Source organism: uncultured Mailhella sp. (assembly GCF_944324615.1).
In the GTDB taxonomy this organism is placed as follows: Bacteria; Desulfobacterota; Desulfovibrionia; order Desulfovibrionales; family Desulfovibrionaceae; genus Mailhella.
Genome location: NZ_CALUWY010000023.1, coordinates 14032 through 28334 on the forward strand (window position 1 = coordinate 14032; position 14303 = coordinate 28334).

General features: G+C 62.4%; 9 protein-coding genes. 8 read left to right on the top strand and 1 reads right to left on the bottom strand.

Annotated elements, in window-relative coordinates; translation table 11 throughout:
- The first annotated feature begins 66 nt into the window (after nt 1-66).
- The 6 genes from Q0K07_RS06905 to metG all read left to right on the top strand — a co-directional run bounded on the left by Q0K07_RS06905 (nt 67) and on the right by metG (nt 10158).
- A complete protein-coding gene (locus Q0K07_RS06905) occupies nt 67-1641 on the top strand; it encodes a sigma 54-interacting transcriptional regulator (RefSeq protein ID WP_294557983.1) in 1575 nt (524 codons plus the stop codon).
- 161 nt (nt 1642-1802) lie between these two features.
- Nucleotides 1803-2204, top strand: coding sequence for a DnaJ family domain-containing protein (locus Q0K07_RS06910; RefSeq protein WP_294557984.1), 402 nt, complete (start codon nt 1803-1805; stop codon nt 2202-2204).
- 44 nt (nt 2205-2248) lie between these two features.
- Nucleotides 2249-5173 carry an excinuclease ABC subunit UvrA gene (uvrA, locus tag Q0K07_RS06915; protein ID WP_294557985.1) on the top strand — a complete coding sequence of 975 codons (2925 nt, stop codon included), beginning with the start codon at nt 2249-2251 and terminating at the stop codon, nt 5171-5173.
- Complete coding sequence (locus Q0K07_RS06920) at nt 5170-6651, top strand: DUF4139 domain-containing protein (RefSeq protein ID WP_294557986.1); 1482 nt, start codon at nt 5170-5172, stop codon at nt 6649-6651. Before uvrA ends, Q0K07_RS06920 begins: the two co-directional genes overlap by 4 nt.
- 336 nt (nt 6652-6987) lie before the next feature.
- On the top strand, nt 6988-8187 hold the full coding sequence (locus Q0K07_RS06925) for a regulatory iron-sulfur-containing complex subunit RicT (protein WP_294557987.1): 1200 nt from the start codon (nt 6988-6990) through the stop codon (nt 8185-8187).
- 12 nt (nt 8188-8199) lie between these two features.
- Nucleotides 8200-10158: a methionine--tRNA ligase gene (gene metG, locus Q0K07_RS06930; protein WP_294557988.1), complete on the top strand. Its 1959-nt coding sequence runs from the start codon at nt 8200-8202 to the stop codon at nt 10156-10158.
- Between the two features lie 119 nt (nt 10159-10277).
- Here metG and Q0K07_RS06935 read toward each other — a convergent pair whose 3' ends face one another.
- Nucleotides 10278-10691 carry a DsrE family protein gene (locus Q0K07_RS06935; protein WP_294557989.1) on the bottom strand — a complete coding sequence of 138 codons (414 nt, stop codon included), beginning with the start codon at nt 10689-10691 and terminating at the stop codon, nt 10278-10280.
- A gap of 910 nt (nt 10692-11601) precedes the next feature.
- Here Q0K07_RS06935 and Q0K07_RS06940 point away from each other — a divergent pair.
- Nucleotides 11602-13071 (top strand): carbon starvation protein A, encoded by a 1470-nt coding sequence (locus tag Q0K07_RS06940; protein WP_294557991.1) that lies wholly within the window; start codon nt 11602-11604, stop codon nt 13069-13071.
- 231 nt (nt 13072-13302) lie between these two features.
- Nucleotides 13303-14172 (top strand): NAD(P)-dependent oxidoreductase, encoded by an 870-nt coding sequence (locus Q0K07_RS06945; RefSeq protein ID WP_294557993.1) that lies wholly within the window; start codon nt 13303-13305, stop codon nt 14170-14172.
- Nucleotides 14173-14303: the final 131 nt, after the last annotated feature.

Here is a 14303-nt window from a genome sequence, read left to right on the forward strand (position 1 = left end):
CGCCCTGCCAAAGCGGGGCGCCTCAACTTCCACCCGGCGGGCATCCCCGCCCTGCGGACCACTTCCATGCCCGAGTCCACCCTCTCCCTGCCGGAACCCTACCTTGAAGGCCTCTGCCATGTGGTGCAATGCCTCAGCCCGGGACTTCCCTTCCGGGAAGCGCTCCTGCGCGTGCTTGACTCCATTTCCCGCGACATGCCCTTCACCCGGGCCCATATCATGGTGCAGCACCCGGAAAACGGCAGTCTTCACCTTTCCATGACCGAGGGAAAGGCCTGCGTGCCCCACCTCACCTATGCCCCGGGCCGGGGCATCACCGGGCAGGTGTTCGCCACCGGAAAGCCCATCATTGTGGAATGCATGAAGAATCACCCCGACTTCCAGAACCGGCTTTTCGAGCGCAACGAGGAGGAAATGCGCCATCTGGCCTTTCTCTGCGTTCCCGTGATCCTGCAGAAAAGCCGGAAGGGAGAGGAAGAGGCCGGAAAAAGCGTCGTGGGCACGCTGAGCGCGGACACGCCCCGGGCCGATGCGGCGGTGCTGCGCCGGCTCTGCCGCTTTCTTGAGGTGGTGGCCTCGCTGGTGGGGCATCAGGTGGCCTGCCTGCAGGAAGACATGCTGCGCGAAAGCGCCCATTACACAAGGCAGGACGACAGGCCCCTGCCCTCCGCGCTGCAGAGCATGCCCTCCATCGTGGTGCTTTCCCAGAGCATGAATCATGTGCTCCACCATGTGGCGCAGGTGGCTCCGGGCAACACCACCGTGCTGCTGCGCGGGGAATCCGGTTCCGGCAAGGAACTCATGGCCTCGGCCATCCATCAGTGCAGCAGCAGGGCGAACAGGCCCTTCATCAAGCTCAACTGCGCGGCCCTGCCCGCCGATCTTGTGGAGGGCGAACTCTTCGGCTGGCAGAAGGGGGCCTTCACCGGGGCGCAGCAGCAGAGGCGCGGCGTGTTTGAACAGGCCTCCTCCGGCACGCTCTTTCTCGACGAAATAGGCGATCTTTCCCTTGCGGCGCAGGCCAAGGTGCTGCGTGCCGTGCAGGAAGGCGAAATCGTGCGCCTCGGCAGCGAAAAGGTCGTGAAGGTGGACGTGCGCCTTATCTGCGCCACCCATCAGCCCCTGGAAAAGCTGGTGGAACAGGGCCTTTTCCGCGAAGACCTCTATTACCGCATCAACGTCTTTCCCCTCTTTCTGCCGCCCCTGCGCGAAAGAGCGGACGACATCCTGCCCCTGGCGGAGCATTTTCTGCACCTTTTCGCCCGCAGGCACGGCCGGAGCGCGAAATGCCTCTCTCCCCAGGCGGCGGATGCCCTGGTTGCCTGGCGCTGGCCGGGCAACGTGCGCGAACTGCAGAACGCCATGGAACGCGCGGTGCTGCTCTGCGAAGGCGACACCGTGCACCCCTGCCACCTTCCCCCCTGTCTGCGCGCCTCCGAAGGCCGTGCCGCACCCGGCGGCAGAAACCTCGGCTTTCACGAAGAGGTGGGCCTTCTGGAAAAGACACGGCTGGAAGAGGCCCTCACCCTTTCCGGCGGAAACATCCATCAGGCCGCGCGCAACATCGGCATCACCTACCGCATTTTCTATTATAAAATGAAGAAATACGGCATCGACTACCGGCGCTTTCTTGCGCGCTGAATTTCCCTCCTCCCTCCGCGGCAGGGGCGCTCCCCTGCGCTCCTGCCGTCTGTTCCCCGCGTCCCCGCCCCGGCTTTTTCCCCGCCGGGGCGGGGACGCCTTCCGCATTGAAAAAGCTCCCGGCACGGCGTATAGAAGGGGCATTGCAAGGGAGCGTGTCCATGGCGGAGAATTTTCTGCATTTTCTGGCAAACCGGGCGGAAAGGCGCATTCAGGAAGCACAGAAGGAAGGCGCCTTCGATCATCTTCCCGGAGAGGGCAAGGAGCTTGTTCTGGAAGACGATTCCGCCGTGCCCGCAGAACTCCGCATGGCCTGCAAGGTACTCAGAAACGCGGGCTATCTTCCGCCGGAACTTGCCGACCGCAAGGAAATCAACACCCTCCTCGACCTGCTCGAACACTGCGAGGACGGCGCGGAAAAACTGCGCCAGATGCAGAAGCTCGACGTCATCCTCATGCGCGTGCAGAACCGCCGCGCCCGCTCCGTTGCCATAAACGAGAACGATCCTTATTATGAAAAAGTGGTGCGCCGCGTCACGTTGCTGAAGAACGGACGGCGCTGATTCTTTTTCCGGCGGCGTCTGCCGCCCAAGCAACAAGGAACAGCATGAACCTGCCCAGAAAAATCACGGGGCCCTGCATCCATATCGAGGGCGCCCGGCAGCATAATCTTAAAAACGTCGACGTGGACATTCCCCGCGACGAACTCGTGGTGGTATGCGGGCCTTCCGGCTCGGGCAAGTCCACCCTGGCCTTCGACATCGTGTACGCCGAGGGGCAGCGCCGCTATGTGGAATCGCTCTCCACCTACGCGCGCATGTTCCTGCCCAAGATGGACAAGCCCCTGGTGGACAAAATCGAGGGGCTTTCCCCCGCCATATCGCTGGAACAGCAGACCACGGCGCACAACCCCCGTTCCACCGTGGGCACGGTGACGGAGGTGTACGACTTTCTGCGCGTGTTCTTCGCCCGGCTCGGCAAGGTGTACTGCCCCCACTGCGGCGCGCCCATCGAGGCCCGCGCCTCCGATGAAATCATTGCGGACATCATGGCCATGCCCGAAGGCGAGCGCATCATGCTCATGGCTCCCCTTGTGGAACTGCAGAAAGGCACCCATGCCGACCGCTTCAAGAAGCTGAAGGCCGAAGGCTTCGTGCGCGTGCGCGTGGCCACGCTGGGGGAAGAGGCAGCAATCTACAACCTCGATGAGGTTCCGGCCCTCGACAAGAACAAAAAGCACAGCATCGACCTTGTGGTGGACAGGCTCGTCATCAAGGACGACATGCGCACCCGCCTTGCCGACTCCGTGGAACTGGCCCTGCGCTACGGCAAGGGCCGCGTCATCGTGAGCGTGCCGGGCAAGGCCGACATCGTGCATTCCACCGAATCGGTATGCCCCGCCTGCCATGTGAGCGCGCCCATTCCCTCGCCGCAGCTTTTTTCCTTCAACAGCCCCCAGGGCGCGTGCCCCCAGTGCCTCGGCATAGGCACGGTGGTGGCCTTCGACGAATCCCTCATTGCGCCCGACGAAAGCCTTTCCCTCCGCAAGGGCGCCCTCGCCCCCTTCTCCAGCCCCTATTTCATGGCCAAAATCGGCAAGGCGCTGGAGGCTCTCGGCGAGAGGCAGGGCTTTACCATGGACACGCCCCTCAGAGATTTTTCCGACAAGGCGAGAAAGGCCCTGTTCAACGGCGAATCGGGCGGCATCACCCGCACGGGGAGCCTGCGCCGCAACTTCATGGGCGGCACGAGCCTGAACCATGACGAAGGCGGGGAAGCGCTTTCCACCGCGCACTGGCCGGGGGTCATGTACCTGCTGGAACAGCGCATGAAGCGCGGCGATGCCTGGAGCGACATTCTGAGCCGCTACAGCTACGAGGTGGAATGCCCCACCTGCCACGGCACGAGGCTCAGGAAGGAAGCGCTTTCCGTGCGCGTGAACGACCTCAACATCGAGGAATTCTGCAATCTTTCCATAGAACGCGCCCTTTCGTGGGTGAAGGGCCTCTCCTTCACGGGACGCCACGCCCTCATTGCCGAACCGCTCATCAAGGAACTTTCCTTCCGCCTGGGCTTCATGGTCAACGTGGGCCTGGAATACCTCACCCTCGGCCGCTCCATGGCCACGCTCTCCGGCGGCGAGGCCCAGCGCATACGCCTTGCCTCCCAGCTCGGTTCCGGCCTTGTGGGCGTGACGTATGTGCTGGACGAACCGTCCATAGGCCTGCACCCGCGCGACAACGAACGGCTCATCCGCACCCTCCGCAGCCTTCAGAAGCGCGGCAACACCGTGCTTGTGGTGGAACACGACGAAGCCACCATCTGCGAGGCGGACACCGTGCTGGAAATGGGGCCCGGCTCCGGCTCCCAGGGCGGGGAACTCGTGTTTGCCGGCACGGTGAAGGACCTTGTCAGAAACTCCGATTCCCTCACCGCGCGCTACCTTCGCGGCGACCTTTCCATCCCCGTGCCGGAACAGCGCCGCAGCTCCGAAAAGTTCCTCACCCTGCGCGGCGTGACCACCAACAACCTGAAGAACATCGACTGCGCCATCCCTCTCGGGGTTCTCACCTGCGTCACCGGCGTTTCCGGTTCGGGCAAGAGCTCCCTCGTCATCGACACGCTCTACCGCCGCGTGGCGCGTCACTGCGGCCTGCGCACGGAACAGCCCGGCCCCATGAAGGGCGTGGAGGGCCTTGAGCAGATAGAACGCATCGTTTCCATCGACCAGACGCCCATAGGCCGCACGCCCCGTTCCAACCCCGCCACCTACACCAAGGTGTTCGACGACATCCGCAAGATCTTTGCCATGACGCCGGATGCGAGAAAGCGCGGCTACACCGCAAGCCGCTTCAGCTTCAACGTTTCCGGCGGCAGGTGCGAAACCTGCAAGGGCGACGGGCAGATCCGCGTGGAAATGCACTTTCTGCCCGACATCTTCGTCACCTGCGACGTGTGCAAGGGCCGCCGCTTCAACCGCGAAACCCTGGAAGTGCGCTACAAGGACCTGAACATCTCCGAAGTGCTCGACCTCACCGTGCACGAGGCGCGGGAATTCTTTTCCAGCTATCCCGCGCTGGAACGCAGGCTCGGCGTGCTGGAGGATGTGGGGCTAGGCTACATACGCCTCGGCCAGGCGGCCACCACCCTTTCCGGCGGCGAAGCGCAGCGCATCAAGATTTCGCGGGAACTCGGCAAGAAATCCCTGCCGCGCACCCTCTACATTCTCGACGAACCCACCACCGGCCTGCACATGCACGAAGTGGGCAAGCTCATCGGCGTTCTGCACCGTCTGGTGGATCGCGGAGCCACGGTGGTGGTCATCGAACACAACACCGACGTCATCATGTCCGCCGACCATATTCTGGATCTCGGGCCCGGCGGGGGCGAAAACGGCGGCACCATCATCGCTTCCGGCACGCCCGAGGAAATCATGAAGAATCCCGCCTCCATCACCGGCGCCTTCCTTGTGGAGGAAAAAAACAAACGGCGCGATTTTCTCACCCGCATTCTCAAGGAGAACGACGCATGAAGCACGCCCTTCCCCTTCTGGCGCTCCTTGCCCTTGTTCTGCCCGCACATGTGCAGGCAAGGCCCGTTGCCGCCACCCTCAGCCCCTCGGGAGCCATGGTCACGGAAGAAGAGACCTTCCGCCCCGAACAGGGCCGCGTCACCCTTGTTCTGCCCGCAGGGGCGGACGCGGGCAGCCTTTCCTTCTCCCTGTCCGCAGGTTCCGTGCTGGAATCGCATCTCAGCACCCGGCACAGCCCCTCCCCTGCCGCGGCCGCGCTGCAGAACGAGAGGGAAACGCTGCAGAACGCCCTTTCCGGCGTGGCGGCAGAGCGCGAAAGCATCGCCTACGAGCGCCTTTTCTGGGCCGATCCGCCCCTGAACCCGGCTTCCGGAGACAGTAAGGCGCTGGAGAAGCTGGCAAAGGACACACAGAGCCGCCTTGATGCCCTGGCCCGCAGGGAAGTGGAGCTCGACGCACGCCAGAGAGCGCTGGAACGCGACCTCCGGGCGCTGGAAAAACGCATGGAAGCCCTCGGGGAAAACAACGACACCGTGCAGATGTGCGTGCTTGTGCTCAAGGACGAAGGCCCCGTCACCGTGCGCTGGAGCTACTATCTGCCCGACGCCGCCTGGCGGCCCCGCTACCGCGTGCTTGCGGATGAGAACGCAGGCAGGGTGCGCGTGTTCATGGATGCCGAACTGCATCAGACAAGCGGCACGGACTGGAAGGACGTGGACGTCACCCTCTCTTCCGGCGAGAATTTCCGGAGCGTGAATCCGCCCTCCCTGCCGGACTGGATCATCGGCGAAGCACGCCCGGCGGCCCTGCGCTCCATGAACATCATGGCCGCCAAGGACCCTGCGGACGAAAGCGCGGCCGCGACGCAGCATTCCGCCACGGGCACGGTATGGAAGCTCGGCGCCATGAACCTTCCCGCCGAAGGCACGGTGACGCGGTCCGTGGCCTCTCATGAATGTTCCGCCTCCTTCATGCGCCTCGCCCGCCCGGCGGAGGATGAAAGGGTGTGGCTCTCCGCCGACATCGACGACAAGACCATGCCGTATCTGCCTTCCGGTCAGGCCGTCTTCTCCGTGGACGGCGTGGAAAACGCCCGCGGCGTCTTCCGCTTCGGCCCGGGGCAGGAGGAAATCTTCTTCGGTGTGGACGCCCTTATGGCCGCCAGGGTGCAGGATCTGCCCGCCAAGGCGGGAAGCGACGCCGGCGCGGGCCGCAGGACGCAGCAGTGGCGGCGGAGCATGACCATAGTGAACGGGCACGACAGGGAAGTGGCCGTGCGCGTGGAGGCTTCGGCCCCCATCGTGCGCGACACCTCCGCCCGCGTGACAGTCACAGGTTCCCCCGAGGCCGTGTACGAGCATGAAGGCTCCCGCTGCGTCTGGATGCTGGATGTTCCGGCAAAGGAAAGCTCCCGCATCGTCTATGAAGTGACGGTGACGGAGCCGGACCGGAAGAACGAGCTGCAGCGCGGGCAGTAATGCCCTAAAGATCTGCCCGGCGCGCAAAAGCGCCGGGCGAACGCCCCGCGCCTTCTCTTCTGCGGCCGCCTTTCCCCGTGCGGAGCGGCCCGGGGGCGGCCTTGGGCATTGACAAGAGTTTTCCGGGGGGGATATCGTCCGAAGGTTATGCTTCGCGGGCAGAACCCGCCTTTTTTGCCATGTTTCACGACGTGAACTCCCCTTCCGGGAAATACGGCATCACCCCGCCGGCAGGGCCGGGAACAGGACTTCCGCCTTTCCGCACATGCCCCGCACGGCCGCGGGCCGGACGCGGCATCGGCCGTGATGGAACCATATAAAACTTCCCTCATACTTATGAAACAAACGATAGGCATACGCTTCAGCCGCTACGGGCAGGTGCTCGCCTGCCTGTACGACGCCGAAGGCGACACCCCCCTCACCGTGGGCGAAAGCGCCATGGTCATGACGGAACGCGGCCTGAACTGCGGCCAGGTGGTCTGGCAGAGGCCCTGGCAGGAAGAAATGGAACAGGCGCTCAAGGCCGCCAACGCCGCCGTGCAGAACATGAACGGCAACACGGAAACGGAAGAGGGAGGCGAAGACGCCGCCCAGACTCCCATGCCCTCGGCCCGCCGCGCCAGCGAGGAAGAAAGGCTCGCCGCGCAGGACAACGCCCTGCTTTCCCGGGAAGCCTATCAGTTCTGCCGCCGCTGCATTGCGGAACGCAGGCTCGACATGAAGCTTGTGGACGTGGAAATTCTCTTCGACCGCAGCAAGATGGTGTTCTTCTTCACCGCGCCCACGCGCATCGACTTCCGCGACCTGGTGAAGGATCTGGTGCGGCAGTACCGCACCCGCATCGAACTGCGGCAGATAGGCGTGCGCCACGAAACGCAGATGCTCGGCGCTCTCGGCAACTGCGGCATGGTGTGCTGCTGCCGCCGCTACCTGCACAAATTCGCGCCCGTGACCATCAAAATGGCCAAGGAACAGAACCTGTTCCTCAATCCGGCGAAAATTTCCGGCATCTGCGGCCGCCTTCTGTGCTGCCTGAGCTATGAACAGGAAAATTACGACGCCTTCCACCGCAGCTGCCCCAGACTCGGCAAGCGCTATCAGACCACGGAAGGCCCCATGCGCGTTCTTCGCAGCAACATGTTCCGCAATTCCGTGGTGGTTCTGCCCGACGGCGGCCAGGAAACGGAAATGAGCCTCGACGAGTGGCAGGCCCTCAAGCCCAGCCGCAGCGAAGGCCCATCCTCCCCTGCGGGCAAGGAACAAAAAAGCCAGCCTTCCGCGGGCATGATGGTCTTTTCCACCGCACCCGACACGCTGGACGACGACCTTGCCGACCTTGAGGTGGGGGATGCCCCCGCCCCGGCCGTGTCCAACGAACCCAGCATGATGAATTCCGAAGAAGCGACGCACCGCCGCAAACGCCCGCATCACCACCAGGAAAACCACGAAAGAAAAGGCCGCCCCCGCCCCGCGCGCGAACAGAAGGAGCACCCCGCTCCCGAAGCCGCCCGGGATCAGGACGCCGACGCCAGGTAAACAGGAGTTCCCGTGAAAAGCTACTACATCACCACGCCCATTTACTATGTCAACGCGCGTCCCCATCTGGGGCATGCGTATTCCACCATTGTGGCCGACACGCTCAAGCGCTTCCACCGCATGCTCGGGGAAAACGCCCGCATGCAGACCGGCACCGACGAACACGGCGACAAAATCGTGAAGGCGGCCACCGCCGCCGGCGTGTCTCCCCAGGCCTTCGTGGACGACATTTCCAGCATTTTCCGCAACCTGTGGCCCAAGCTCGGCATTGAGAACGACGGCTTCATCCGCACCACCGATCCGGACCACAAGAAGGCCGTGCAGGTGCTTCTGCAGCGCCTGTACGACAAGGGCGACATCTACTTCGGCGAATACGGCGGTCACTACTGCTACGGCTGCGAACGCTTCTATACGGAAAAGGAACTGGAAAACGGCCTCTGCCCCCAGCATCAGACCAAGCCGGAATACATCAGCGAGAAGAACTACTTCTTCAAGATGTCCAAGTATCAGGATGCCCTCAGGCAGTACATCCTCGATCACCCCGACTTCATCCGTCCCGAACGCTACCGCAACGAAGCCCTCGCCATGCTCGAAGGCGGCGTGCTGGAAGATCTGTGCATCTCCCGCCCCAAGTCCCGCCTCACCTGGGGCATCGAACTGCCCTTCGACAAGGACTATGTGAGCTATGTGTGGTTCGACGCCCTGGCCAACTACATCACGGCCCTCGGCTGGCCGGAAAACGAAAACGACGAATCCGGCGCCTACAGAACCTTCTGGCCCGGCGAACACCTGGTGGCCAAGGATATTCTGAAGCCCCACGGCATCTTCTGGCCCACCATGCTCATGGCCGCGGGTCTTCCGCTCTACAGGCACCTCAACGTGCACGGCTACTGGCTGGTGAAGGACACCAAGATGTCCAAGTCCCTGGGCAACGTGGTGGATCCGCTCAAGGCCGCCGAACACTTCGGCCTGGACGCCTTCCGCTATTTCCTGCTGCGTGAGATGAACTTCGGTTCCGACGCCTCCTATTCCCCGGAAGCCATCATCACCCGCGTCAACGCCGACCTCGCCAACGACCTCGGCAACCTGTTCAGCCGCGTGCTTTCCATGAACGCCAAATACTTCGGCGGCAAAATCCCGGCCCTCGGGGAACAGCTTGAGGCCGACGACGTGCTTTCCGAAGCCACGGACAACGGCGCGGCAAACTATGTGCAGCTCTTCGGCGAACTGCGCTTCTCCCAGGCTCTGGACGCGCTCTGGGCCCCCATCCGCGCCATGAACAAGTATGTGGACGAGCAGGCCCCCTGGACGCTGGCCAAAAACGGCGAAACCGAACGCCTCGGCACCGTCATCCGCACGCTGCTGGAGAACATGTACAAGGTGGCCTACCTGCTCTGGCCCGTCATGCCCGGCGCCTCCACCGCCATGCAGGCCCAGCTCGGACGCCCGCAGCCGCCCCTTTCCGAAGACGCGTTGAACGACGTTCTGCGCTACCGCATGCACCTGCGCACCGGCATGGAAATCGCCTCCTCCTCCAACCTCTTCCCCCGCCTGGAAATGGAAAAGAAAGAAGCTCCGGCCAAGCCCAGGAAGGAAAAGAAGGCTGCGCCCAAGGAAGCCCCGAAGGAAGAGCCCAAGGCCGAAGCCAAGGCCCCCATTGAATTTGCCGACTTCCAGAAGCTCGATCTGCGCGTGGGCCACATTCTGTCCGCCCGTCAGCACCCCAATGCCGACAAGCTGCTCTGCTTCGAGGTGGACCTCGGCGAAGAAAAGCCCCGGCAGATCGTGTCCGGCATCGCCGCCCACTTCAAGCCTGAAGAGCTGGTGGGCAGAAATGTGGTGGTTGTGGCCAACCTCCCGCCCCGCAAGCTGCGCGGCGTGGAATCCCAGGGCATGATCCTCACCGCTGAATTCGAGGGCGGGCTCTCCCTGCTCACCGCCGACGCTCCCGGCGGCTCCTCCATCGCCTGAGCCTGATTCACACCGTAGAAAAAACGCCGCTTCCCCGGAGGAGGCGTTTTTTTCGCATAAGGCACAAAAAAAGGGCGGAGGGGCCGCAGCCCTTCCGCCCTCAGTTCAATGCGTGAGAACTACACCTTCATGTAGGCAAAGCCCGAATTCTGCAGCTGCACCAGATCCAGCGTGGCGGAAGGCACCACTTCCACGCAGGACCAGATCATGCTCTTGTCGAGCTTATAGGAATCCATGGCGCACTGGCCCACATGGATCTTCAGGCCGTTGGCCACGGCTTCCTGAGCCTTGCCCAGAAGCTCCGTATTTTCCTTGACGAGCTGCTGCACGGCAGGGCCGTTGACCACCATGATGAGCTTGAAGGTTTCCACCTCGCTCAGGGCCGTGAAACCGGCCTTGGTCGCGATATCCAGGGCGGAAATCTTGTGGCGCTTGAGCATGGCTTCCTTCTTGTAGTTGGCGGCCTGGCTGAAGGCCAGCTTGAAGATTTCGGCGTTATTGGCGTTCACATGGATGACCAGATCGTATTTCATGATGTTCTCCTTGAATCCGGAATTGTCCGCCTCCTCAGCGCTTCGCCGAGGGCGGAAAATCGCCCCCTGAAAGAAGGGCGCATGTGAAAAGAATCTCATTACTCAGGCCTTCTGTCAATGCTTTTTCCGCCCTTCCGGCCCGGAGAAAGCTGCGGCACAAGGCTCTGCCGCGCCCCTTTCTCCCGCCGCCGTATCCTGCCCGCCCGCTGCGGAAAAAGGGGCGCTCCCGGCCTGCATCTCCCGGCAGAAGATGCGTGAGGCCTCACCTTCTCCCCCCTTCGGAAAAGCATAAAAAAAGATAAATCATCTCAATAAGATGAAAAAGGCAGCCCGCGGCCGCAGCTTTTTTCCGCCCGCCTTCCGGGGCACGCTGCACGTTCTTTGCAAACGCGCTGCAGAGGCTCTCCGCCTCCGCCTTCCGGCACAAAAAAACACCGCAGCATCTTCCGCCCTTCATGGGCGAAGAACGCTTCTTTCCGCCCCCGGAAGGGGCGGCCATGCAGCATCATGCTGATTCCGGCACAAAAAAGTATCAAAATAAAGTGTTGACAAATCCCCCCGGGCAGGAGCAATGTGCATTCCCTGTCCCGCCGAGGAGAATTGCGGTTCCGGAATGCAGGACAGACGTGGAGCAGAGGAAAACTCCACATATCAGGACCAGAGCGGAGCAGATGAAAACTCCACTCGCACGGACACGAGGGCGAAGCACGCCATACAGAACATGCCATCTTCCAGGCCGCGCGGCAGCAACAACGAGGGAAGGGCATTTCACCGGCGTTCCGCTCTCAGGTAGAAGCGGCCTCGCAGAATACGAGCCCGCTGCCCCGGAAGGGGCAATCTTCACCCGCCCGATCGCGAAAACCGCCCTTATTGGAGAGGGCATGGAGGGCCGGCTACGGCCGGATCTGTTATGTTTGGCACCCTTTATTTCTTCGGCTGCTGCGCGCTGCTTGTGGCCGGTTATGCGCTGTACGGCGCTTTTGTGGAACATGTCTTCGGAGCAGACGGCTCCCGCGAAACTCCCGTCATGACCAGAAGGGACGGTGTGGACTTTGAACCCATGCCCCTCTGGAAGCTCTATATGAGCCAGATGATCAACATTGCCGGCCTCGGCCCCGTGATCGGCACCATTCTGGGTGCGCTCTACGGCCCCGTAGCCCTGCTTTGGGTGGTCTTCGGCTCCATTTTCGCCGGAGCGGTGCACGATTACATCGCCGGTATGATTTCCATCAGAGAAGACGGCATAAGCTACCCCGAGATCATCGGCCGCAACCTTGGCCGGGGCGCCCGCGCCTTCATGGAATGCTTCACCATTCTTTTCATGGTGATGGTGGGTGCCACCTTCGTGCTGGCTCCTGCGGCCCTGCTTGCCGGCATCTTCCCCCATTTCCTTACCGACCTGTTCCCCTCCGCGCCCACGCTGGCCTGGAGCGTCATCATCTTTGCCTATTATTTCGTTGCCACCATCATTCCCTTTGACCGCATCGTCAGCCGCTTTTATCCGGTGGTGGGCGTGCTGCTCATATTCATGGCCTTCGGCCTGATCATCGCCCTCTTCACCCAGGGCTACGAGATACTGCCGAACACCGACTTCTTCACCAACGTGCATCCCGGCAAGCTCCCGGTGTGGCCGCTCCTGTTCATCACCATCGCCTGCGGCGCCATCAGCGGCTTCCATGCCACGCAGTCGCCTCTGCGCGCCCGCTGCATGACCAGTGAAAAGCAGGGCCGCCGCGTGTTCTACGGCGCCATGATCACCGAAGGCGTGCTCGGCCTCATCTGGGCGACGCTGGCCCTTTCCTTCTACCCCGACGCGGCCTCCCTTTCCGCGGCCATGGGTCCCAAGGGCGCGCCCACGCTGGTGGTGGAACAGATAGCCACCACCCTGCTCGGCCCGGTGGGCGGTCTCTTCGCCCTGCTCGGCGTGGTGCTTCTGCCCATAAGCACCGGCGACACGGCCTTCCGCGCCGCACGCTCCATGCTGGCCGACCGCTTCCACATCGACCAGAAAAACGTGTACCGGCGCGTGCTCACCGCTCTTCCGCTCTTTGCCGGAGGCGTGGCCCTCACCCTGCTCGATTTCCCCATCATCTGGCGTTATTTCGGCTGGGCCAACCAGACCATGTCCTGCGTGAGCCTGTGGGCCTTCTCCGTGTGGCTCGCCCGTCACGGCCGTCTGCACTGGATCACCACCGTTCCTGCGCTGTTCATGACCACGGTGTGCACGGCCTACATCTGCTATGCCCCCATAGGCTTCAGCCTTTCCATGGAAACCTCCACCATCGCGGGCATGGTCGTTTCCCTCGCCTGCCTTGCCCTGTTCCTGCATTTCTGCAGATCCGAACGCCATGCGCCCCTGAGCGCGCAGGCTGCCCGCTGATCGCCCGAAAGGCCCTGATCTGAACGAAAAAGGCCCCTTCAAGGAGGGGCCTTTTTCGTGCCTTCCGCAAAAAGCTTGTGTATGCAAAAGAAACATGTATCTTTTTCCCATGTTTTCTTATGATACATGGCAGATTTTTTTGTGTAATAAAATCAAGCCCATTCTCTGGCACGAATATTGCTGGTGGCGGAAATGATCTGACATTCCGCATGACTCAGGGAGAAAGCATCTATGGCGGACATCGCATTCTTCGGCCTCGGCACCATGGGCCTTCCCATGGCCCTCAACCTGCTCAAAGCAGGGCACACGCTCCACGTCATGCCCTTCAACGGCATCATGGAAGGCCCCCGGGAAGTGGAGCGGCACGGCGGCGTCATTCACCACACGCTGGAAGGCATGATGGAAAAGGCGGAATTCATCATCAGCGTCGTGCCCGACGATGATTCCGTGCGCGACATCTACCTCAACGAAGCCATGAAGAACGCCGTCCGTCCCGGCAGCATCATCATAGAAATGACCTCCTGCTCGCCGGAAGTGGTGCAGGAGGTGGAAGCCTTCTATGCCGACAGAAACGTGGGCGTCATCGACGCGCCCATCACCGGCGCGCTGCCCAAGGCCATCGACGGCACCCTGACCATCATGGGCGCAGGAAAGGCGGAATATTTTCAGCGTGCGGAACCGGTGTTCGCCGCCATGGCCGAAAAGGTGTTCCAGCTCGGCAACGTGGGCAACGGCAAGCTCATCAAGGCCATGACCAACCTTCTCGGCGCGGTGAACCTCGCCGCCGTGGGCGAATTCTACCGCTTCGCCTCGGCCATGGGCCTGAACATGGAAGAACTTGCGGAAGTGGTGAAGAAGAGCGCGGGCGGCTCCACCCAGTTCGACAGGAACTTCTTCAAGATGGTGGAGGAAAACTACACGCCCACCTTCACCCTGGCCCTGCTGCGCAAGGACATGGGCATTGCCCTGCAGAGCGCCCGGAAGCATCCGGAACTTTCCCTGCCCCTTTCCCGCCTGGCCTATGATCTCTACCGTCAGGCCTCGGCCTACGACAGGGACGACTGCAGCTCCATAGCCCGTCTGGACGGCCGGGAAAAGTAAAGCCCCGGGTCTGACCAGGAAGCCTCTCCACCGGAAATGACGGGAGCCGCAGGCCGCCCGCCCGTCTCTTCGCCGGCGCCTCCGGCATGCGCAATGCCCTCTCTCCTGCATACGAAAAGGCCCCGGAACCG